A 21,353-nucleotide genomic window follows, 5' to 3' on the forward strand; every position below is an offset into this window, starting at 1 on the left:
GCAGTGAAACGATGCATCGCCGATGGTAGTGTGGGGTTTCCCCATGTGAGAGTAGGTCATCGTCAAGATTAAATTCCGAAACCCCTATCTGCGTATGCAGGTAGGGGTTTTGTTTTTGTCCGCAGGAAAGTACGGCGCCGGAAATGGCAGCGGCAGCGGTGGTTTCTGGCTCCTGGGGGTATTACCTATGAGGCCTTTTTCGCAACGAAAAAAGCGCGATAGCCCTTTTGCCGCTTCAAGAGAACGCCACCTCTGGCCGATAACCGTATGGCTACAGTGAGCTTTATTTCTCGCATCCTCCGAGCCGTCGTTTCGGTTTGAGAAAAATCACTTGCTAGCTAATGGCTACTAGCTATCATCTGCGCGCCGAAAGAGGCAATGAAGCTGATCTTTTTCGCGTATTGGCCTTTTGGTTCTTCTTCTTAAATTGCCTGGAAATCTTCGATGCTGTCGTATCACCAAAAGAGTTTTCTGATCGTCGATGATTTTTCGGATTTCCGCAGTTCGGTCAGGTCCATGCTGCGGGAGCTGGGTGTGAAGGATGTAGATACTGCCGATTCCGGTGAGCAAGCGCTGCGTATGTGTGCGCAGAAGTCCTACGATTTCATCCTGCAGGATTTTCATCTCGGCGATGGCAAGAAGAACGGTCAACAAGTCCTCGAAGACCTGATGATCGAAAAGCTGATCAGCCATGAAAGTGTATTCGTCATGGTCACCGCCGAAACCAGTCAGGCCATGGTACTCAGCGCCCTGGAACACGAGCCCGACGCGTACCTGACCAAACCCTTCAACCGCTCCGGCCTGGCCCAGCGCCTGGAGCGCCTGGAGCAGCGTAAAACCTTGCTCAAGCCGATTCTGCAAGCGCTCGATCGGGACAAGCCTCTTGAAGTGCTAAACGCCTGCATCGCCCTGTGCAAGCAAGATATCCGCTACTCGCCATTGTGCCTGCGCTATCGTGCCGATGCCCTGCGTGATCTCAACCAGAATGAGGCGCTTGAGCGTCTTTACGACAGCATCATTGCCGATCGTCCTTTGCCCTGGGCCTTTGCCGGGCTTGGGCAATTACTGTTCAAGCGGGGTCAGGTTGCACAAGCTAAAGGTGTCTACGAAAAAGCACTGAAAGTGTTCCCGATGATGCCAGCGCTGTACGACGGTATGGCGGATGTGCTGGTCGCCGAAGGTGACACCAAGGCGGCGCAGGCCGTATTGGAAGAAGCAATTCGCTTATCGCCATTGGCCGTGCGCCGACAAGCGCAGTTAGGCAAGTTGGCGATGACCAATGAAGATTTTGACACAGCCTCCAGAGCCTACCGACAAGCTGTTAGCCAAGGCGCCCAGTCACGTTTCAAGGATGCGGAAAGTAACCTCGGACTGGCCCATGCCCTGATCAGCAAAGGGAGTGAAAAGGGCCTGGATACCCGAACGCGGCTGGAGATCAATACGACGCTGAGCGCTGTGGCCAAAGAGAATCCGTCCGACCCCGGTCTGCAAATTCGTGCCCGGTTGATGAAAGCGACCAGTCTTTTGCTCAACGACAGTGAAACTGCCGAAAAGCTTACCGAGCAAGCGATGATGCGCCTCGATGGCATGGAGCAGTTCATGAGCGCGGAAGCGGCACTCTTGGTGGCCAAGCAACTACAAATGCTTGGGCAACCCAGTGCGGGCGCGTCGATGTTGAAAAACTGTGCGGAAATCTATGGTGATGACCCCGCTGTCATGAAGGGTATCGCCAAGTTGACCGATGACCCGACCATCCTCAACTCCGGTAATGCCGCCGCTGACCTCAACCGGCAAGGCGTACGCGTGTACAAGACCGGTAATCTGGTAGAAGCCCGGGACGTGTTCCGCAAGGCCCTGGCGCTACAGCCGAAAAACATCAGCATCGCATTGAACATGGCGCAGGCATTGCTGCATGGCGCTGATACCAATGTGCCGTCGGCCGAGCTCGAAGAATGTCGAACCTGTCTGAAAATGGTTGGTTTGATGCCTGACACCGATGCTCGTTATCCGCGTTATCAGAAGCTTAAAAGCAAGGCGTTTGGCGAATGAACGACAACCAGCAAGCATTGGATTTCTCTACGGTGATTGCTTCAACCGTACACGACATGAAGAACTCATTGGCGATGCTGATGCGCGCCCACAGCCAATGGTTGGCAAACCTGCCCGACCCGACCCGTCAATCTGCGGAGCAGGGCGTGATTGAGTTCGAGTTCGCTCACCTCAACGGCATGCTCGTGCAGTTGCTGGGGCTGTACAAGTTGGGCGTCAATCAAATGCCCCTGCAGCCGGCCTACCATGAGTTGGATGACTTCATTGAAGCGCAATTGGCGTGTCACCAGGACGTGTTCGCCAGCCGTGGTATTGCCGCTTCTTTCGAGGTCGATCCGCTGAGCCCTTTGGGTTTCTTCGATCGGGAGCTGATTGCTTCGGTACTGGCCAACTGCATCAACAACGCCATTCGTTATGCCCGGCATGCGCTATTGATCACCGTCAGCGATGAGGCTGGGCAACTGGTGCTGACCATCAACGATGATGGTGAAGGGTATCCGTCCGAGATAATCGAGCGACAGGCCGATTATGTGCAGGGTATCAATCAAAGCAGCGGTAGTACCGGGCTGGGTTTGTACTTTGCAGCGCGGATCGCAGCCTTGCATCAGCGAAACGGCGTCGGGGGGCACACCAGGATCAGCAACGGCGGTCCATTGGGTGGAGGCGTATTCAGTCTTTACCTGCCTTGAGCCTTTCCCTGGCCGCAGACCTTTTTGATTGTCGCTGCTTGATATTCTGAACGCGCGGAGTCTATTTTGTACGGGTCGTCGTTCACGGCTCGCACAACAACAAGGATTGCGTCATGAAAGCGGATGGCCACAGTTCAATCGCGCAGCGATTGACGGGTATTGATGAGATTGAATGCGTCACACCGGACTTGAATGGCGTGCCACGGGGCAAAGTGATGACCGCCGAGGGCTTCCTCGACGGACGCCGTTTGCAGATGGCGCGCGGGGTGCTGCTGCAATGCATCATGGGTGGGTATCCGCCAGCGCGCTTTTATGGAAGCGATGATGGAGACCTCGCGCTGGTTGCAGATCACGCGCAGATCCATCGCCTGCCGTGGACCCAGCAGCCACGGGCATTCGCCATCTGCGACGCGGATGAGCTGACCGGTTCCAGCTCCAATCTTTCGACTCGTGGTCAACTCAAAGCTGTTATCGCACGTTACGCGGCGCTTGGCCTTGCGCCGGTGGTGGCAACCGAGCTGGAGTTCTTTGTCTTCGCACCTAATACCGATCCGTCTCAACCCTTCCAGCCTCCAACAGGTCTGGACGGACGTCGCGAGGACGGTCATTCGGCGTTCAGTGTCAGCTCCAATAACGGCCTGCGCCCGTTCTTCAGTGAGGTCTACGCCTGCATGGCGGCGTTGGGTTTGCCGCGCGATACTTTCATGCACGAAATGGGCGTCAGTCAGTTTGAGATCAACCTGCTGCACGGCGATCCGCTGCTATTGGCCGACCAGACATTCCTATTCAAACATTTGCTCAAAGAAGTGGCGCTCAAGCATGGCCTGATCGTTGTCTGCATGGCCAAGCCATTGGCGCATACGCCGGGCAGTTCGATGCATATCCACCAGAGCATCGTCGATATCGATAACGGACATAACGTATTCAGTGCTGAAGACGGCCAACCGACGGCGACCTTCCGTCATTTCATTGCCGGACAGCAGGCCTGCATGGCTGATTTCACCGCGCTGTTTGCGCCGAACGTGAACTCGTATCAGCGCTTGTGCCATCCCTTCGCGTCACCGAATAATGCCTGCTGGTCTCATGATAACCGGGCGGCAGGTTTGCGTATTCCGGCCAGTTCGCCGGTCGCTCGTCGGGTCGAGAATCGCTTGCCGGGGGCTGATGCCAACCCTTACCTGGCAATTGCCGCTAGCCTGGCGGCGGGACTCTATGGCATTGAACGACGACTGGAACCGAGCGATCCGATCCAGGGCGAATTTGAAGTGCCGGACAATCTTTCGTTACCCTGTACCTTGCATGCTGCTCTCGAGCGTCTGAAACGTAGCCAACTGGCAAAGGAACTGTTCGGTAAAGAGTTCATCGAAGGCTACATCGCTTCGAAGACCATGGAGTTGACCAGTTTTTATGATGAAATTACTCCCTGGGAACGGCGTGTACTAGCAGCCCAGGCCTGACGAAATGTCGACACCGGGCTATCGTTTGGATAGTCCGTTTCTCACTGCAAGGAGCCGCTCGGAACGCCGATGCGCCAAATCTGGAAATCCTTTCGAGCGCTATATTTCGCCTCGCTGATGATGTTGATCGGCTCAGGCCTTTTAAGTACTTACCTGGCGTTGCGCCTGGCTGCCGACCATGTCGACAGTCTGTGGGTCGGTGCATTGATGGCTGCCAACTATTTTGGCCTGGTACTGGGTGGCAAAATCGGCCACCGGTTGATTGCCCGGGTCGGCCACATTCGAGCTTATTCGGCCTGTGCCGGGATCGTCGGCGCGGCGGTGCTAGGCCATGGTCTGGTGAACTGGTTGCCTGCCTGGCTATTCCTGCGGGTAATCGTCGGTCTCGGCATGATGTGCCAATACATGGTCATCGAGAGCTGGCTCAATGAACAGGCTGACACCAAGCAACGCGGGGTGGTGTTTAGCGGCTACATGATTGCGTCGTATCTGGGGTTGGTGCTGGGTCAGTTGATTCTGGTCATGCACCCGGGGTTGGGGCTCGAGTTACTGATGTTGGTCGCCCTGTGCTTTGCCTTGTGCCTGGTGCCGGTGGCCCTGACCCGACGCATTCACCCGGCGCCGTTGCATCCGGCACCGATGGAGCCGAGGTTCTTTATCAAGCGTGTGCCGCAGTCGTTGAGTACGGTGTTGGGGGCTGGGCTGATCGTCGGTTCGTTTTATGGCTTGGCACCGCTGTATGCCTCTCAGCAAGGGTTATCCACCGAGCAGGTTGGTTTGTTCATGGGCAGCTGCATTTTTGCCGGGCTGCTGGTGCAATGGCCTCTGGGGTGGTTGTCCGATCGCTATGACCGGGCGCTGTTGATCCGCAGTTTTGCTTTCAGCCTGGCACTGGCCGCTTTGCCGTTGGCGATCATGGAGCGGGTTCCTCTAGAGGTATTGTTCATCGCCGGTTTTCTCTGCTCATTGGTCCAGTTCTGTCTGTATCCGCTGGCAGTGGCATTTTCCAATGACCACATCGAGGGGGATCGTCGTGTATCGCTGACCGCGATGTTGTTGGTGACCTACGGGGTCGGCGCCAGTATCGGACCACTGGTGGCCGGGGTGCTGATGAAGCTGTTCGGCAGCCAGATGCTTTATGCATTCTTCAGTTTTTTCGCGTTGATCCTGGTGTGGCGAATCCGTCCGAAAGCGGTAACCAACCTGCATCAGGTGGACGATGCGCCTCTGCAGCACGTCGCCATGCCGGATAGTATGTCGAGCTCGCCACTGGTGGCGGCACTCGATCCGCGGGTGAATGAGCAGGTGGTGCAGGACCAGATGCAGAACCCGATACCTTCCGAACCAGGGTCCGAATCGGAGCCTGAGGACGATACACCTCGTGAGCAGCCGGACGCGGGCAGCGAAAAAAGTTTTACCGAGGCCAGGCCATAACATTGAGGCAAAAAAAATGGGCAGTCACCGCAAGGGACTGCCCGTTTTTATTGAAGGACTGTCTCAGAAGTCGTCTTTGTCGAAGCGACGCGCTTCGCGTTGCAACTGATAGACGAACCGCTCGACCTGCCGTTGCACCAGTCCGCTCATGTTATGGAAGCGCACACCGGCGAAGGTGGTGGAGATCTTTTCTTCAAAGTGCAGGTAACGCAACTCGACCGGGGCTGTCATCTTGCCAAAGGGCAGGGCGGCCACGAAGCGGTCATAGACTTGACCCAATTGCAGGCGGTCAGTGATGTCGCCAGAAAAGCGTAACTTGCAACCGGTAGCCGAGATGTCCAGCAGCTTGCCGCTGATCGGTGCCTTGATTTTCTCGCCATCAAGGTCGACGTCGACCAATTGTGCCAGCTTCAACGCAGCGCGAAACGCATTGCGGCGCTGGTGGTAGACCACTTCATCGGGCAGCGTGCCGCGATAGCAACGACTATCGCCGGATTCGTCGATAGTCAGCGGACCGTTGCTTTCCCAAGCAATGCGCACGCCTTCGTGGAAGCCTTCGACTTTGAAGGGTTCGCCGGCCAACAGGAAACGTTCGCCGTCTCGGGGAATCATTTCGTCCAGGGCAATCATGTTGGTTTCACGATCAATGTCCACCAGATAGCTCTGGAAACGCTGGCTGCGCTCGTGGAACGTAATGATCAGTGGGTCATGACTTTCTTGCAGCTGGCGCAGGTTGCTGGAGATTTCCAGAGGCGTGCTAAGCACCTTGGGTGGCTGCGGAGCATCATCCGCATTTAAGGCATTGGACACGGTTAATCAATCTCCAGACAAATTTTGACTACGGCTAACTGGCATTTTGCCAGCATGTTTCGCGTCTTGATAGAGCGTGCTCATCGACAAGCTTAAGCCTGACTGAGCGGGCGCGGTTTCACAAGCTTGGAGAATGATCCGCTGGCATCGTAGAGCGCGGGAGGTTCGCCGCCGGTAAGAATTTTCAGCTGGGTAGCCGTAGCGGCTTGCTGTATCAGAATCGACTGTCCGTTGCTGGCATTGGTCGTGTGGCACTGGGCCAGGAGGTTGGTCAGCACATCGCTTTGCGCCAGCAATGCTTCGCCAACGCTTGACTGGCTGGCCAATTGTTCCAGGCCGCTGCGGTTGGCTGGCAGGTTGAGGCTGGCGAGGATCTCGCTGCGCTTGCGGCCATGCTGTTCGAGCAAGATGATCAATGCCTGTTTCTGCGCTAGAACGTTTTCGAGCAGAGGCATGTCGCGACCATGCAAGGCGAGGGACTCGATCTGCAGTAACTCCAGCAATTGTTGCGCTGGAGCAAAATCGTCGATGATCAGTTGCAGTAAATTAGTGTCTTGCATGGCTGGCCTTGGGTTTTAAGCGTCCAAAAGCCTGGCGCAGGCCTTGGGCCTAGCGCTGGGCTTCGAAGTTGAGCAGTTTGCTGGCTACACGGTTGCTGTCGACTTTGTAGCTGCCATCGGCGATCGCTGCTTTCAACGCAGCCACGCGGGCGTTGTCGACGACAGGTTGATCGCGCAGCGTATCAGTGACCTTTTGCAACTGTTGAGCCTCATTGCTGAGATGTACCGATTCCCCGCTTTTGACGGTACTGGCCTGTTCGGCCGGGGTATTCAGCGACGCGGATTTATCGGCCTCGGCCGCTGCCTGGCTTGCGCTGGTACGTGTACTGCCTGTAAGTGACGAGGAGCTGTTCAAACGGCTGAAATCGATGACCATGATAAAAAACCTCTGGGAATTTGGACGCTTGCCATGTTTTCGGCCATTCCCTGAAAAACTTTAGGCCCGTTTATCAATGAGCTTGCGCGCGTCAGTGCTCGCCCTGAATGGAGGACAGTTTAGGGAACAGCCTGGGTTAGCGCCATCCTCTTGAGCTGCGAGCACCAGGAATAGAGAACCCTACATGGACACTTCCACCTGACCCGGCGCGGTGACCTGCGCCTTGATGACTCGCTGGGAGTTGAGGTTCTTGACCCGGATCTGTTCGTTCAGGCCACCGCTGGCCAGTGCCTCGCCAGGCATTCTCACACTGAGCGTCCCCGTGCGTGCGGTAATCACCACCTGATCGCCCTTGCGAATGACTTCGGCCTGCTCGATGTGCACCAGGGTAATGACCTGGTCAGTGACCGTTGGTCGGGTCAATCTTTGCCCGATCGCCTGATCCACCGAGGTCAGATAGCCCTGGCTGATCAGGCTGATGTCGCGCTCTCGCAAGGTGACGTCTCCAAGTTCGACAATGCCGGCACGGCGCAGCGGTCGAGTGGTGGTCACGACGTCGCGAAACAGGCGTACTTGAGCGGGTACGAACACAGTCCAGGGCGAAGCGCCTTCGCAGCGAACCTTGACCGTTACCCGCCCCAACGGCTTGGCCGGACTCTCAAGAGAGGCTGTCAATTCCTTGTCGCACATTGGCATGCGCAATCGGGGATCGAGCTGGTTGACCTGGATTTCGTAGCGACCTTCCGTTTGACTGGTGGCCAGATAGTCTTCTACGGTGAACTCAAGAAAGCCCTGAGTGACGCCGATAAGCATGTCAGGCAAGGTAACCGCGTCAGCAAGGGCAGGGCTGCCAGCGTTGAACAGGCATGCAGCCGCCAACACGCCGATTAATTTGCGGTAGGGTGTGGCCAGGCGTCGAAATAATGTCGGTTCTGTGTTCATAGAGAGATAAAAAGCAAGCGCCGTGCCGTTTAGAGATGAATGTGCGTCGCAACAACACTTAGCGTTGGTGTAGGAGTCTGGGCATGGCTGGTGTAATGGATTCGGTAAACCAGCGCACGCAACTGGTGGGGCAGAATCGCCTTGAGCTGTTGTTGTTCCGTCTTGACGGCCAGCAGCTGTATGGGATCAACGTATTCAAGGTTCGGGAGGTGCTGCAATGCCCCCAATTGACGCTGATGCCCAAGTCCAGTCCTGTCGTGTGCGGCGTGGCGAATATTCGGGGGGCGACCATTCCAATCCTTGATCTGGCGATGGCGACCGGCTCCGGGGGCTTGAAAGACAGGAACAATCCTTTCGTGATCATCACGGAGTACAACACCAAGACCCAGGGTTTCCTGGTGCGCTCGGTGGAGCGCATCGTGAACATGAACTGGGAGGAGATTCATCCACCACCCAAGGGCACTGGTCGCGATCACTACCTGACGGCGGTGACTCGGGTCGACAATCAGCTCGTCGAAATCATCGATGTCGAAAAGGTGCTGGCGGAAGTGGCTCCGACACCGGAAGCGATTTCGGTCGGCGTGGTGGACGTCGAAACCCAGCACAAAGCGCTCTCTTTGCGTGTGCTGACGGTCGATGATTCGTCGGTGGCGCGCAAGCAGGTCACGCGTTGCCTGCAAACGGTCGGCGTCGAAGTGGTGGCATTGAACGATGGTCGGCAAGCGCTGGACTACCTGCGCAAACTGGTCGATGAGGGCAAGAAGCCGGAAGAAGAGTTCCTGATGATGATCTCCGACATCGAGATGCCGGAGATGGACGGGTACACACTGACGGCGGAGATCCGCAACGACCCTCGCATGCAAAAGCTTCATATCATCCTGCATACTTCGTTGTCGGGTGTGTTCAATCAGGCGATGGTCAAGAAAGTCGGTGCCGATGACTTCCTCGCCAAATTCCGTCCTGATGACCTGGCATCCCGGGTGGTCGACCGGATCAAAGCAGCAGACATCAGCTAGGGGCGTTCGGCTCCTGGCAGTCAACACGATTTAAGAGGCGGTAGCATTGTCAACGGGTAATTTGGATTTCGAACAGTTCCGGGTATTCCTGGAAAAAGCCTGTGGCATTTTGCTCGGTGAAAACAAGCAGTATCTGGTCTCGAGCCGTCTCAACAAACTGATGGAGCAGCAGGGTATCAAGTCGTTGGGTGAGCTTGTCCAGCGCATGCAGACCCAGCCGCGCAGCGGTTTGCGCGAGCAGGTGGTGGATGCCATGACCACCAATGAAACCCTCTGGTTTCGTGATACTTACCCCTTTGAAGTCTTGAAGAACAAGGTGCTGCCCGAAGCGATCAAGGCCAGTCCCGGTCAGCGTCTGCGTATCTGGTCGGCGGCATGCTCGTCGGGTCAGGAGCCGTATTCGCTGTCGATGTCCATCGATGAGTTCGAGCGGGCCAACATGGGACAGTTGAAGATGGGGGTGCAGATTGTTGCCACCGATCTTTCCGGCACCATGCTGACCAACTGCAAGACCGGCGAGTACGACAGCCTGGCCATTGGTCGCGGCCTGTCACCTGAGCGACTGCAACGATATTTCGACCCGAAAGGGCCGGGGCGCTGGGTCATCAAGGCTCCGATCAAGAGTCGGGTGGAGTTCCGCTCGTTCAATCTGCTGGACAGTTACGCCAGCCTGGGCAAGTTCGACATCGTGTTCTGCCGCAACGTCTTGATCTACTTTTCTGCCGAAGTGAAGAAGGACATCCTGTTGCGCATTCACAGTACGTTGAAGCCCGGTGGTTATCTGTTCCTTGGTGCTTCGGAAGCGCTGAATGGATTGCCGGATCATTACCAGATGGTCCAGTGCAGTCCGGGGATCATTTACCAGGCGAAGTGATTCGTTGCTGGACAGAAAACGGGAGACCTCAGAGGGCTCCCGTTTTTTTATGCCCGGTGTATTCCTGCCAACACCTCGAGCCCGCTTCCAAAAACGCATGCGTTTGCCAATGGGGAAGCGGCAGAAAAGCGGCAGGCGGCGGAAAACGGTTGCCGCTTTTCTGGCATTGCCGCGTTGCCACTGCTCGCAAAGCCCCGGTTTACGGGGTTTCATGAATTGGCATGACGCTTGCTAAGTTCATCGTACGAAAAATCAGGTCACCCGAAGGTTTCCCGACATGAGCATCAGCTTCGATAAAGCGCTCGGTATTCACGAAAAGGCTCTGGGCTTTCGCGCTCAGCGCGCCGAAGTTCTGGCCAACAACATTGCCAACGCCGACACCCCGAACTACAAGGCTCGGGATCTGGAGTTCTCTAAAGTGCTCGAGGCACAGAGCGATAAAGCCAAGAACGGCACGTTCGCCTTGAACATGACCAACAGTCGTCATATCGAAGCCGAAGGCCTGGGTAATGGTGATGAGTCGCTGATGTATCGCACGCCGATGCAACCCTCGATCGACCAGAACACCGTGGACGCTCAATTGGAACAGTCGAACTACGCGGAAAACGCAGTCGGCTTCCAGGCCAGCTTCACGCTGCTCAACAGCAAATTCAAGGGGCTGGTGTCAGCCCTGCGCGGAGAGTAAGTCATGTCCCTGTCCAGTGTTTTCAACATTGCCGGTAGCGGCATGAGTGCGCAAACCACTCGTTTGAACACCGTCGCTTCGAACATCGCCAACGCCGAAACCGTCTCGTCGAGCATCGACCAGACCTATCGTGCGCGTCACCCGGTATTCGCCACCATGTTCCAGGGCGGCCAGAGCGGCGGCAGCGATTCGCTGTTCCAGAACCAGGACGCCGCCGGTCAAGGCGTGCAGGTCATGGGCGTGGTCGAAGATCAGAGCAATCTCGAGGCGCGTTATGAGCCGAACCATCCGGCTGCCGATGCCAAGGGCTACGTCTACTACCCGAACGTCAACGTAGTGGAAGAAATGGCTGACATGATTTCCGCGAGTCGTTCGTTCCAGACCAACGCCGAAATGATGAACACCGCCAAAACCATGATGCAGAAAGTCCTGACCCTCGGTCAGTGATAAGGGGCGACTCAGATGAGTGTTAGCGATTCGACCAGCGGTTTGAGCCTCAAGGATGTCTTGGCCAATTCTTCGGTCAAGACCAGCACCACGAAGGACAGTCTGGGATCGGCGGTCAGCAGCTCCACAGGCAACCAGACCCTGGGCAAGGACGCGTTCCTGCAGTTGCTGGTGACGCAACTGAAAAACCAGAACCCGCTGGACCCGCAGGACAACAGCGCGTTCGTGGCTCAATTGGCACAGTTCAGTAGCCTGGAAGGGATTACCACGCTCAACGATACGGTCAGCGGCATTGCCAGCAACTACAACTCGTCTCAAGCGTTGCAGGCTTCTTCGCTGGTAGGTCGTTCTGTTGTTGCCCAGACCGACACCGCAGTGGTCGACACCTCCAAGAGTTTAAACGGTACGGCGGTCGTACCTGCCTCGACGAATCCGGTGACGATCAAGATCACTGATACCGATGGCAAAGTTGTTCGCACCATCGACCTGGGCAGCCAGCAAGCCGGTAACGCCAGTTTCATCTGGGACGGCAAAAACGATGCGGGCGAAGTGGCCAAGGCCGGCACTTACAAGTTTGCGGCTACCGCGACTTACGACAGTCAGGCGACCTCGCTGGTGACTTACCTGCCGGCCACCGTCAACAGCGTGACCATCAGCCAGACCGGTGGCGAGATGATGCTGAACCTGGCAGGCCTGGGCAGTGTTGCCCTCTCCAAAGTACAGACCATTGGTATATAGAGCCGACTAACACGGCACAAAGGAGTGGAATATGTCTTTCAATATCGGCCTCAGCGGTCTCTATGCAGCCAACAAACAGCTGGACGTAACCGGCAACAACATCGCCAACGTCGCGACCGCCGGTTTCAAATCGTCCCGTGCAGAATTCGAAGACGTGTACTCGGCCACGCGCCTGGGTACCGGTAGCAAGACTGTCGGCAACGGCGTGCGTCTGGCCAACGTTTCCCAGCAGTTTGGCCAGGGCGACGTGAACAACACCGGCAACGTGTTGGACATGGGTATCCAGGGCAACGGTTTCTTCATCCTTAGCGACAACGGCTCCCTGAGCTACACCCGTGCCGGTGCGTTCAAGACAGACGCCCAGAACTACGTGGTCGACAACAACGGCAACCGTCTGCAGGGTTATGGCGTCGACTCCAATGGCAAGATCATCAACGGTGTGTTGACTGACTTGAAGATTGATACGTCGAGCCTGAAGCCGAATCCGACTACCAAGGTTGATCAGACGATGAACCTGAACTCGGCGGAAACAATGCCTACCGTGGCCACGTTCAGCCCGACAGATACTAATAGCTATAACAAGACTATCTCCACCAAGGTCTACGACAGCCAGGGTAACGAGCACACCATGGACCAGTACTACGTGAAAACGGGTACCAATGCCTGGCGTGTCTATACCTACATGGACGGCCGTACCCCATCGGATCCGGCCAACAACACCCTGACTCCGTTGACCGCTGATATCACTTTCAACTCCGATGGCAGCATTAACACGCTGACGGCGGGTGCCGGCTGGACCAAGACCGGTAACACGTTGACCATGACTGGTTGGGTGCCTGGCGCCATTACAAACGCCGCAGCGATTCCAGTGACCTGGGGCCCGAACGGTTCCGTCGCTGCCACTGGCGGTATTGCGTTCAACATGGCGCTGACCACTTCTTACAACTCGCCAACCGCCCGTACCGCCCAATACCAGGACGGCTACGCCACCGGCCAGATCTCCAGCCTGACCATCGACGAAAGCGGCGTCATGACCGCCAACTTCAGCAACCAGCAAACCAAGGCCATCGGACAGGTAGCGGTGGCCAGCTTCGCCAACGAGCAAGGCTTGCAGCCAATCGGCGGTACCCGCTGGAAAGAAACCTTCGCCTCGGGCGTGGCCGGCGTTGATGCACCGAAAACCGGTACCCTGGGCGCAGTGGTTTCCAACTCCCTGGAAGAGTCCAACGTTAACCTGACCAACGAACTGGTCGACCTGATCAAGGCGCAGAGCAACTACCAGGCGAACGCCAAGACCATCTCCACCCAAAGCACCATCATGCAGACCATTATTCAGATGACCTGATGCAGGTTGGCTGAAAGCGCTGCACAAAAAGCCCCTCGCAAGAGGGGCTTTTTAGTTTTGGGTCGGTCCGGTAGGAGCGAGCCTGCTCGCGATGGACGTTAACGATCACGCGTTCTGGCTGATCACCCGTGTTGCTTTCGCTTACATCGCGAGCAAGCTCGCTCCTTCAAGAGGCAAAAGAAAACCCCCGATCAGCCAGTGGCTCATCGGGGGTTTCAGGTAAGCGCTTTGCGACGCTGACCAGCTCAGCTTATTGGCAAGCTTCGCAATCCGGCTCGTCGATGGCGCAAGCCTTCGGCACTGGCGCCGGACCTGCTGGCGCAGCCAGGACCGAGTCGTCACCGTGGTTGCCGCCGCTGGAAACAGCGTTCAGCTTGCCGGTGTTGATGGTCGACTTCTCGGTGCTGGTCGCGGCCAGGGCACGGAGGTAGTAAGTGGTTTTCAGACCACGGTACCAGGCCATGCGGTAGGTCACGTCCAGCTTCTTGCCCGAAGCGCCGGCGATGTACAGGTTCAGGGACTGGGCTTGGTCGATCCACTTCTGACGACGGCTTGCTGCGTCAACGATCCACTTGGTGTCCACTTCGAAGGCGGTCGCGTAGAGCTCTTTGAGTTCTTGCGGGATGCGCTCGATTTGCTGCACGGAACCGTCGTAGTACTTCAGGTCGTTGATCATGACCGAATCCCACAGGCCGCGAGCTTTCAGATCGCGAACCAGATACGGGTTGATCACGGTGAACTCGCCCGACAAGTTCGATTTCACATAGAGGTTCTGGTAGGTCGGTTCGATCGACTGCGAAACGCCAGTGATGTTGGCGATAGTCGCGGTCGGAGCGATGGCCATGATGTTGGAGTTACGAATGCCTTTCTGTACACGGGCGCGCACAGGGGCCCAGTCCAGGGTTTCGTTCAGGTCAACGTCGATGTACTTCTGGCCACGTTGCTCGATCAGGATCTGTTGCGAATCCAGCGGCAGGATGCCCTTGGACCACAGAGAGCCCTGGAACGTCTCGTAGGCGCCGCGCTCGTCAGCCAGGTCGCAGGAAGCCTGGATCGCGTAGTAGCTGACCGCTTCCATCGACTTGTCGGCGAACTCGACAGCCGCGTCGGAACCGTAAGGGATGTGTTGCAGGTACAGCGCGTCCTGGAAGCCCATGATGCCCAGGCCGACCGGACGGTGCTTGAAGTTGGAGTTCTTCGCTTGCGGCACCGAGTAGTAGTTGATGTCGATCACGTTATCGAGCATGCGCACGGCAGTGTTCACGGTGCGTTGCAGCTTGGCGGTGTCCAGCTTGCCGTTGACGATGTGGTTCGGCAGGTTGATCGAGCCCAGGTTGCAAACGGCGATTTCGTCCTTGTTGGTGTTCAAGGTGATCTCGGTGCACAGGTTCGAGCTGTGGACAACGCCGACGTGCTGCTGCGGGCTGCGCAGGTTGCACGGGTCTTTGAAGGTCAGCCATGGGTGGCCGGTTTCAAACAGCATGGACAGCATTTTACGCCACAGGTCTTTGGCCTGGATGGTCTTGAACAGCTTGACCTTGCCTGGGTACTCGGTCAGGGCTTCGTAGTACTCGTAGCGCTCTTCGAAGGCCTTGCCGGTCAGGTCGTGCAGGTCTGGAACTTCGGACGGCGAGAACAGGGTCCACTTGCCGTCATCGAAGACACGCTTCATGAACAGGTCAGGAATCCAGTTGGCGGTGTTCATGTCGTGGGTACGACGACGATCATCACCGGTGTTCTTGCGCAGTTCGATGAATTCCTCGATGTCCATGTGCCAGGTTTCCAGGTAGGCACAGACAGCGCCCTTGCGCTTGCCACCCTGGTTAACGGCGACGGCGGTGTCGTTCACCACTTTCAGGAACGGTACGACGCCCTGGGATTTGCCGTTGGTGCCCTTGATGTACGAACCCAGGGCACGAACAGGCGTCCAGTCGTTGCCCAGGCCACCGGCGAATTTCGACAGCATGGCGTTGTCGTGGATCGCGTGGTAGATGCCCGACAGGTCATCCGGCACGGTGGTCAGGTAGCAGCTCGACAGCTGCGGACGCAGGGTGCCGGCGTTGAACAGCGTTGGCGTCGAGGACATGTAGTCGAAGGACGACAACAGGTTGTAGAACTCGATCGCGCGGTCTTCCTTTTGCTTCTCTTCGATCGCCAGGCCCATGGCCACGCGCATGAAGAAAATCTGCGGCAGTTCGAACCGCACGCCATCCTTGTGGATGAAGTAACGGTCGTACAGGGTTTGCAGGCCCAGGTAGGTGAACTGCTGGTCGCGCTCGTGGTTGATCGCCTTGCCCAGTTTTTCCAGGTCGAAGTCGGCCAGAACCGGGTTCAGCAATTCGAATTCGATACCCTTGGCGATGTAGGCAGGCAGGGCCTTGGCGTACAGGTCGACCATTTCGTGGTGGGTGGCGCTTTCGGCGACGCCGAGGAAGCCCAGGCCTTCGGCACGCAGGGTGTCCATCAGCAGGCGGGCGGTGACGAACGAGTAGTTCGGCTCGCGCTCGACCAGCGTACGGGCAGTCATCACCAGGGCGGTGTTGACGTCGGTCAGGGCCACGCCGTCGTACAGGTTTTTCAGGGTTTCGCGCTGGATCAGGTCGCCGTCGACTTCTTCCAGGCCTTCGCAGGCTTCGGTGACGATGGTGTTCAGGCGGCCCATGTCCAGCGGCGCCAGGCTGCCGTCGGCACGGGTGATGCGGATCGAAGGATGAGCGTTGACCGCTTCTTCGGCCGGGGCGCGTACGGCGCGTTCCTTGGAACGGGCATCACGATAGATCACGTAGTCGCGAGCGACTTTCTGCTCGCCGGCGCGCATCAGGGCCAGTTCTACCTGGTCCTGGATTTCTTCGATGTGGATGGTGCCGCCCGATGGCATGCGACGCTTGAAGGTCGCGGTGACCTGTTCGGTCAGGCGTGCAACGGTGTCGTGGATTCGCGACGAAGCGGCAGCGGTGCCGCCCTCAACTGCGAGAAACGCTTTGGTGATGGCGACGGTGATTTTGTCATCGGTGTAAGGAACGACAGTGCCGTTACGCTTGATCACGCGAAGCTGGCCTGGCGCGGTGGCGGACAGATCCGAATTCGAATCAGCGGCCTGCGGCAAGGTGCCCTGCGGGTTCTCGCGAGTTGTGTCGGTTTGCATGGGTGTCTCCACGTTCTCTATGTTTGTTTGGGCACCATCACGGTGCCCACCGTTCTGTCCTGAAGCACTACAACCGGCGAATGCCGGGAATAACAACTTCGGGACAGTAGGAAGGGGGCTATTTGGGCGCCGCTTCCATGCCGAAGTCTTTGGTCTCACGCCTTGGGCGGGAGGCCGGGGTCCTTTGAGGTGACAGTTGGGGACTGCAACACCCGTACCGTTTTCACCCTTTTGGGCCGAAATACAGTAACCATCCGCACGCGCGGTTTTGGCTTTCGAAAATACGTTTGGTTCAACCGGAGGGTGGCAAGAAAAGCGCTTGAAATTGATGTCCGGTTTGTGTTTGGTCTTTTGCGCAAAACCCTACATCTAGGGTTTTTTTGGCGCCGAGGTACAAGATAATGCGTTTTGGGGGGGGATTGCAACGTACTACCTGTGGATAAACCTGTGCGTAAATTGTGTGTGAAAGAGCGAATCGGCGTGTAGGCCGCAATGCTGCTGGACCGGACCTTTTTTCATCAATTTTCAATGATCGAAAACGGCCAGGTGGATTTTTAAGGGCGCGAACCCTATCACAAAAAACCGTCTTGTCCGAACGCATTTAGCGGCTTGTGTTCTGCGCGAGCGACGTTTATACAATCGGCCAGCATGCAGGCAATTTATCCTCCCCAATCATTACAAAAAGACGGGCGGATCCTTCCTTATTAGAGTTACTGGCGAGAAGAGGTCACCCGTGGAGCAAGAAGCCTGGCAGGTATTGATTGTCGAGGATGACCAGCGTCTGGCCGAACTCACCCGCGATTACCTGGAAGCCAACGGCCTGCGAGTGTCGATCGAAGGCAATGGTGCCCTTGCCGCTGCCCGCATCATCAAGGAAAAACCGGACCTGGTAATCCTCGACCTGATGCTGCCCGGCGAGGACGGCTTGAGCATTTGCCGCAAAGTCCGCGACCGCTATGACGGGCCGATCCTGATGCTCACCGCGCGTACCGACGATACCGACCAGATCCTCGGCCTCGACCTGGGTGCCGACGACTACGTATGCAAACCCGTGCGTCCACGCTTGCTGCTGGCACGCATCCAGGCGTTGTTGCGGCGTAGTGAAATACCAGAAGCCGCCCCGGAGAAACAACGGCGGCTGCAGTTCGGTCCGTTGGTCGTGGACAACGCTTTGCGCGAAGCCTGGCTTAACGACAATGGCATCGAACTGACCAGCGCCGAATTCGATCTGCTCTGGCTGTTGGTAGCCAATGCCGGACGCATTCTGTCCCGGGAAGAAATCTTCACGGCGCTGCGTGGCATCGGCTATGACGGCCAGGATCGCTCCATCGACGTGCGCATTTCACGCATCCGCCCGAAAATCGGCGATGACCCGGATCACCCTCGTCTGATCAAGACCGTGCGCAGCAAAGGCTACCTGTTCGTTCCTGAGGCCTGTGTAGACTCGCCGCTGTGAACTCGATCTTCCTGCGAATCTACGGCGGCATGTGCGCCGCGCTGGTCCTGGTGGCGGTGCTCGGTGTGCTGGCGTTACACATGCTCAACCAGGTACGCAGCGAGCAGTACCGCGAGCGCCTGGCCCATGGCACGTTCTCGTTGATGGCCGACAACCTGCAACCGATGAACGAGACCGAGCGCCATCGTGCCTTGCTGGTGTGGGAGCGCCTGCTGGGGATTCCGCTGGCGCTGAAAACCTTCAACCAGACCGACCTTGACCTGACGCAGCGCACCCGCGTGCTGCACGGTCAAGCGCTGGTGGAGCAGACCGGTCCGCATGCGGCGAAGGTTTACCGGCTGGTCAGCGAAAAGGAACAACTGGTACTCACGGGGGAAGTCCAGCAGATCAGTGAGCAACTGGCGCGGGCGACGATTTACCTGTTGACCGATGAACTGGTGCGCGTGCCGGTGGCCGAGCAACCCCAGCGCCTGGCACAACTGAAGCAGGACAAGGGTTTTGGCTTCGACTTGCGTCTGGTCACGGTCGATGAGGCGGACATGGACGAGGACCAGAGTCGTCGAGTGTCCGAAGGTGACACGGTGATGGCGCTGGGCAAGGAGGGCGATTCGATCCGCGTGTTCGCCGGCATGGTCGGGACCCCATGGGTCCTGGAAATCGGCCCTTTGTATCAGATGAATCCTTATCCGCCGGAATGGCTCGTGCTGATTGCCGCACTGGGACTCACGCTGATCGGTTTGATCGTTTACCTGCTGGTTCGCCAACTGGAGCGCCGCTTGCGCGGTCTTGAGGCAGCGGCCACGCGCATCGCCAAGGGGAGCCTGGAAACCCGTGTGCCGGCGCGCGGTGCGGACTCGGTGGGGCGTCTGGCGTCGGCGTTCAACGGCATGGCCGAACACTTGCAACAATTGCTGGCGATCCAGCGCGAACTGGTGCGCGCCGTTTCCCACGAGCTGCGTACGCCGGTGGCGCGCCTGCGTTTCGGCCTGGAGATGATTGGTTCGGCCACCACGCCGCAAGCCCTGGAAAAGTACTGTGAAGGCATGGACCACGACATTGAGGATCTCGACCGACTGGTCGATGAAATGCTCACTTACGCACGGCTCGAGCAGGGCTCGCCGGCGCTGAACTTCCAGCGCATCGACCTGGATGCGCTGGTCAATCAGGTGATCGAGGAGCTGGCGCCTTTGCGTGCCGACGTCACGGTGCAGCGCGGGTTGTGCCTGTCGGCGGCCGATTGCGACGACGCCTGGGTCGAGGCTGAACCGCGCTACCTGCATCGGGCGCTGCAGAACCTGGTGAGTAACGCCATGCGTCACGCGCAATCACGGGTGACCATCAGCTATCAGGTTGGGCAGCAGCGCTGTCGGGTCGATGTCGAGGATGACGGGCCGGGCGTGCCGGAAATCGCCTGGGAGAAAATCTTTACTCCGTTTCTGCGCCTCGACGACAGCCGTACCCGTGCTTCGGGCGGGCATGGGTTGGGGTTGTCCATCGTGCGACGCATCATTCATTGGCACGACGGGCGGGCGTTGATCGGCAAGAGCAAGAGCCTGGGGGGCGCCTGTTTCAGTTTGAGCTGGCCGCGCAATCAGGAGAAGCGTTGAGAGCTTGGTTGTCTGGGCAATCGCCTCTGCGAGGAGTCCCGTACAGGCGCTAGAGTTTTCAGGCCTGGAGACTGACCAGGCTCAACAACTGCCCATCCTTGACCCCGAACTGCGCATCCAGCTCGGTGCCGTTGCGCCACTCGGCGGACAGGTCCGTCAGTAATCGCAGCCGCACCTCTCCACTTTCAGTCCACTCCAGTACTTCGGCGTGTTCAAAGTAGAAACGCTGCCGGACGATCGGATAGAGCGCCTTGAACAGGCTCTCTTTCACCGAAAAGGTCAGGGTTACCCATAACGCCAGTTGATCGTGATGGCCGGCCGCCATGCGCTGCAGTTCGGGCGGGGTGAGGATCTCTGCGGCCAGGCGCTCGGCCCGTTCGGCGTTCAGCAGGTTTTCCAGGTCCATTCCCAGTCCGCGCCAATGGCTTTTTTTTGCGACGATAGCGGCGGCACGGCCCGTGCTGTGAGTGATCGAGCCGGTAATGTGTGCCGGCCAGACGGGGGCCCGGTCTTCGCCGATGGCCGGGCTGACGTTCAGACCTTCCAATTGTTGCAGTGCGGCACGGGCGCAGACACGGCCGGCGAGAAACTCCGCCTGACGCTTGGCGACGGAGCGCTGGATGGTCGCTGGCGCTTCAATGGCGCTGCGCTGGAAATCGTCGCTGACCAGTTGCGAGGTATTGAAGTGCGTGCTCAACAGCACGGTATCGGGCAGCACATGGGGCAGCGGCCAATGGGCATCGAGTGGGGTGCAGAAAGCGGGCAGGGCGGGGATTGGGTTCATGTCTGGCATTTTGCCGGGTTGGATTGGCGCTGGGTAGTAGTCAAGGGCTTTGGGGCGAGGGAGCAAGCTCCCTCGCCCCAGGGATGCTCGGCTCCCGACGTTGGGCGTGTCAGCTGAAAATCTTTTTGAAAAACGCCTGCATGTCCGCCCACGACTTTTCATCCGCCGGCTTGTTGTAACCGATGTCCGGCCCGCCATGATCGCCGTGGCTCAAGCGATCGGCATCAGGATTGCTGAAGCCATGCTTGGCACCGTCGAGGCTGACGAATGTGTAGTCGGCGCCGGCCTTGTCCATTTCGGCTTTGAACGCAGCGACATTTTCGGGAGTGATCATGCTGTCCCGGGCGCCGTGTTCGACGAGAATTTTCGCTTTCACGCTGCCTGGCGTAGCAGGGGTATTGGTTGCCAGTGCGCCGTGGAAACTGACGACACCAGCCAAAGGCACACCCTGACGTGCCGCATTGAGCACCACGCCGCCACCGAAGCAGTAGCCAATGGCGGCCATTTTATTGGGGTCGGTTTGCGGCTGTTTCTTCAGCAGATCGAGCCCGGCCTGGAACCGTGCGCTGGCCACCGCGCTGTCTTTCAAAACGGCTTGCATGAAAGCCATGGCGTCCTTCGGATGTTCGGTGTTCTTGCCGTCACCATACATATCGATGGCCAGTGCGCTGTAGCCCAGACCGGCCAGATCCCGGGCACGTCGTTTGGCGTAGTCGTTGAGCCCCCAGAATTCGTGCACGACCACAACACCTGGGCGCGGTCCTTTGATCGCATCGTCGTAGGCGTAATAGCCGATCATTTTCGTGCCGTCGGCAGTTTGGTAGGGCATTTCCTGGGTCTTGATGGCGGCCTGGCTGAGTCCGCTCAAGGCCAGCAAGAGGACAGCGAAGAACATGCGCATGGTCGAATCTCCTGTTGAAACTCATGGAAACACTCGGG

19 protein-coding genes are annotated in these 21,353 nt (G+C 57.8%); 12 read left to right on the forward strand and 7 right to left on the reverse strand.

All coding sequences use genetic code 11. The annotated features are described in order from the left end of the window. The first annotated feature begins 444 nt into the window (after positions 1 to 444). From JQF37_RS19575 to JQF37_RS19590, 4 genes are all read left to right on the forward strand, one after another. The gene (locus JQF37_RS19575; RefSeq protein WP_130209433.1) at positions 445 to 2,049 is read left to right on the forward strand and encodes a response regulator; all 1,605 of its coding nucleotides are present in this window, start codon (positions 445 to 447) and stop codon (positions 2,047 to 2,049) included. Next, complete coding sequence (locus tag JQF37_RS19580) at positions 2,046 to 2,738, forward strand: HAMP domain-containing sensor histidine kinase (protein ID WP_130209435.1); 693 nt, start codon at positions 2,046 to 2,048, stop codon at positions 2,736 to 2,738. Before JQF37_RS19575 ends, JQF37_RS19580 begins: the two co-directional genes overlap by 4 nt. A 215-nt stretch (positions 2,739 to 2,953) precedes the next feature. Further along, positions 2,954 to 4,195 carry a glutamine synthetase family protein gene (locus JQF37_RS19585; protein WP_189340448.1) on the forward strand — a complete coding sequence of 414 codons (1,242 nt, stop codon included), beginning with the start codon at positions 2,954 to 2,956 and terminating at the stop codon, positions 4,193 to 4,195. Between the two features lie 69 nt (positions 4,196 to 4,264). Next, positions 4,265 to 5,629 (forward strand): MFS transporter, encoded by a 1,365-nt coding sequence (locus tag JQF37_RS19590; protein ID WP_130209439.1) that lies wholly within the window; start codon positions 4,265 to 4,267, stop codon positions 5,627 to 5,629. Between the two features lie 63 nt (positions 5,630 to 5,692). On the opposite strand, the gene JQF37_RS19595 is transcribed toward JQF37_RS19590, so the two are convergent. The 4 genes from JQF37_RS19595 to flgA all read right to left on the reverse strand — a co-directional run bounded on the left by JQF37_RS19595 (position 5,693) and on the right by flgA (position 8,317). Beyond that, complete coding sequence (locus JQF37_RS19595) at positions 5,693 to 6,439, reverse strand: flagellar brake protein (protein WP_103406856.1); 747 nt, start codon at positions 6,437 to 6,439, stop codon at positions 5,693 to 5,695. 92 nt (positions 6,440 to 6,531) lie between these two features. Next, positions 6,532 to 6,999 carry a flagellar protein FlgN gene (locus JQF37_RS19600; RefSeq protein WP_047532295.1) on the reverse strand — a complete coding sequence of 156 codons (468 nt, stop codon included), beginning with the start codon at positions 6,997 to 6,999 and terminating at the stop codon, positions 6,532 to 6,534. Positions 7,000 to 7,048: 49 nt separating this feature from the next. After that, complete coding sequence (gene flgM, locus JQF37_RS19605; RefSeq protein ID WP_130209441.1) at positions 7,049 to 7,375, reverse strand: flagellar biosynthesis anti-sigma factor FlgM; 327 nt, start codon at positions 7,373 to 7,375, stop codon at positions 7,049 to 7,051. A gap of 180 nt (positions 7,376 to 7,555) precedes the next feature. Beyond that, complete coding sequence (gene flgA / locus JQF37_RS19610) at positions 7,556 to 8,317, reverse strand: flagellar basal body P-ring formation chaperone FlgA (RefSeq protein WP_130209443.1); 762 nt, start codon at positions 8,315 to 8,317, stop codon at positions 7,556 to 7,558. 83 nt (positions 8,318 to 8,400) lie between these two features. Here flgA and JQF37_RS19615 point away from each other — a divergent pair, with 83 nt between their 5' ends. From JQF37_RS19615 to flgE, 6 genes are all read left to right on the forward strand, one after another. Then, positions 8,401 to 9,333, forward strand: a complete 933-nt coding sequence (locus tag JQF37_RS19615) for a chemotaxis protein CheV (protein ID WP_130209445.1) — start codon at positions 8,401 to 8,403, stop codon at positions 9,331 to 9,333. 46 nt (positions 9,334 to 9,379) lie between these two features. Next, positions 9,380 to 10,207, forward strand: a complete 828-nt coding sequence (gene cheR, locus JQF37_RS19620) for a protein-glutamate O-methyltransferase CheR (RefSeq protein WP_130209447.1) — start codon at positions 9,380 to 9,382, stop codon at positions 10,205 to 10,207. A 277-nt stretch (positions 10,208 to 10,484) separates the two neighbouring features. Then, positions 10,485 to 10,892: a flagellar basal body rod protein FlgB gene (gene flgB, locus JQF37_RS19625; RefSeq protein ID WP_047532287.1), complete on the forward strand. Its 408-nt coding sequence runs from the start codon at positions 10,485 to 10,487 to the stop codon at positions 10,890 to 10,892. Positions 10,893 to 10,895: 3 nt separating this feature from the next. Further along, the gene (flgC, locus tag JQF37_RS19630) at positions 10,896 to 11,339 is read left to right on the forward strand and encodes a flagellar basal body rod protein FlgC (RefSeq protein WP_034146132.1); all 444 of its coding nucleotides are present in this window, start codon (positions 10,896 to 10,898) and stop codon (positions 11,337 to 11,339) included. Between the two features lie 15 nt (positions 11,340 to 11,354). Continuing rightward, positions 11,355 to 12,077, forward strand: a complete 723-nt coding sequence (gene flgD, locus JQF37_RS19635) for a flagellar hook assembly protein FlgD (RefSeq protein ID WP_130209449.1) — start codon at positions 11,355 to 11,357, stop codon at positions 12,075 to 12,077. A 31-nt stretch (positions 12,078 to 12,108) separates the two neighbouring features. Next, complete coding sequence (gene flgE / locus JQF37_RS19640; RefSeq protein ID WP_130209451.1) at positions 12,109 to 13,422, forward strand: flagellar hook protein FlgE; 1,314 nt, start codon at positions 12,109 to 12,111, stop codon at positions 13,420 to 13,422. Positions 13,423 to 13,672: 250 nt separating this feature from the next. On the opposite strand, the gene JQF37_RS19645 is transcribed toward flgE, so the two are convergent. Then, entirely contained in the window at positions 13,673 to 16,567 is a 2,895-nt protein-coding gene (locus JQF37_RS19645) for a ribonucleoside-diphosphate reductase subunit alpha (RefSeq protein ID WP_090324544.1), read from the reverse strand. Positions 16,568 to 17,300: 733 nt separating this feature from the next. Between JQF37_RS19645 and JQF37_RS19650 the strand changes: the two genes are divergently transcribed. Next, positions 17,301 to 18,023, forward strand: a complete 723-nt coding sequence (locus JQF37_RS19650; protein WP_130209453.1) for a response regulator — start codon at positions 17,301 to 17,303, stop codon at positions 18,021 to 18,023. After that, complete coding sequence (locus JQF37_RS19655) at positions 18,020 to 19,630, forward strand: ATP-binding protein (RefSeq protein WP_130209455.1); 1,611 nt, start codon at positions 18,020 to 18,022, stop codon at positions 19,628 to 19,630. The genes JQF37_RS19650 and JQF37_RS19655 overlap by 4 nt, the downstream gene beginning before the upstream one ends. A 58-nt stretch (positions 19,631 to 19,688) precedes the next feature. On the opposite strand, the gene JQF37_RS19660 is transcribed toward JQF37_RS19655, so the two are convergent. Both JQF37_RS19660 and JQF37_RS19665 read right to left on the reverse strand, forming a co-directional pair. Then, complete coding sequence (locus JQF37_RS19660; RefSeq protein WP_204149756.1) at positions 19,689 to 20,414, reverse strand: 4'-phosphopantetheinyl transferase superfamily protein; 726 nt, start codon at positions 20,412 to 20,414, stop codon at positions 19,689 to 19,691. 109 nt (positions 20,415 to 20,523) lie between these two features. Then, positions 20,524 to 21,315, reverse strand: a complete 792-nt coding sequence (locus JQF37_RS19665; RefSeq protein WP_130209459.1) for a dienelactone hydrolase family protein — start codon at positions 21,313 to 21,315, stop codon at positions 20,524 to 20,526. Between the last annotated feature and the right edge of the window lie 38 nt (positions 21,316 to 21,353).

The organism is Pseudomonas sp. MIL9, assembly GCF_016887925.1.
Lineage (GTDB): Bacteria > Pseudomonadota > Gammaproteobacteria > Pseudomonadales > Pseudomonadaceae > Aquipseudomonas > Aquipseudomonas mohnii.

Coding starts and splice junctions, on each gene's coding strand:
- JQF37_RS19575 (WP_130209433.1), top strand. CDS start 445: ATGCTGTCGTATCACCAAAAGAGTTTTCTGATCGTCGATGATTTTTCG.
- JQF37_RS19580 (WP_130209435.1), top strand. CDS start 2,046: ATGAACGACAACCAGCAAGCATTGGATTTCTCTACGGTGATTGCTTCA.
- JQF37_RS19585 (WP_189340448.1), top strand. CDS start 2,954: ATGACCGCCGAGGGCTTCCTCGACGGACGCCGTTTGCAGATGGCGCGC.
- JQF37_RS19590 (WP_130209439.1), top strand. CDS start 4,265: ATGCGCCAAATCTGGAAATCCTTTCGAGCGCTATATTTCGCCTCGCTG.
- JQF37_RS19600 (WP_047532295.1), bottom strand. CDS start 6,999: ATGCAAGACACTAATTTACTGCAACTGATCATCGACGATTTTGCTCCA.
- flgM (WP_130209441.1), bottom strand. CDS start 7,375: ATGGTCATCGATTTCAGCCGTTTGAACAGCTCCTCGTCACTTACAGGC.
- flgA (WP_130209443.1), bottom strand. CDS start 8,317: ATGAACACAGAACCGACATTATTTCGACGCCTGGCCACACCCTACCGC.
- JQF37_RS19615 (WP_130209445.1), top strand. CDS start 8,401: ATGGCTGGTGTAATGGATTCGGTAAACCAGCGCACGCAACTGGTGGGG.
- flgB (WP_047532287.1), top strand. CDS start 10,485: ATGAGCATCAGCTTCGATAAAGCGCTCGGTATTCACGAAAAGGCTCTG.
- flgC (WP_034146132.1), top strand. CDS start 10,896: ATGTCCCTGTCCAGTGTTTTCAACATTGCCGGTAGCGGCATGAGTGCG.
- flgD (WP_130209449.1), top strand. CDS start 11,355: ATGAGTGTTAGCGATTCGACCAGCGGTTTGAGCCTCAAGGATGTCTTG.
- flgE (WP_130209451.1), top strand. CDS start 12,109: ATGTCTTTCAATATCGGCCTCAGCGGTCTCTATGCAGCCAACAAACAG.
- JQF37_RS19645 (WP_090324544.1), bottom strand. CDS start 16,567: ATGCAAACCGACACAACTCGCGAGAACCCGCAGGGCACCTTGCCGCAG.
- JQF37_RS19660 (WP_204149756.1), bottom strand. CDS start 20,414: ATGAACCCAATCCCCGCCCTGCCCGCTTTCTGCACCCCACTCGATGCC.
- JQF37_RS19665 (WP_130209459.1), bottom strand. CDS start 21,315: ATGCGCATGTTCTTCGCTGTCCTCTTGCTGGCCTTGAGCGGACTCAGC.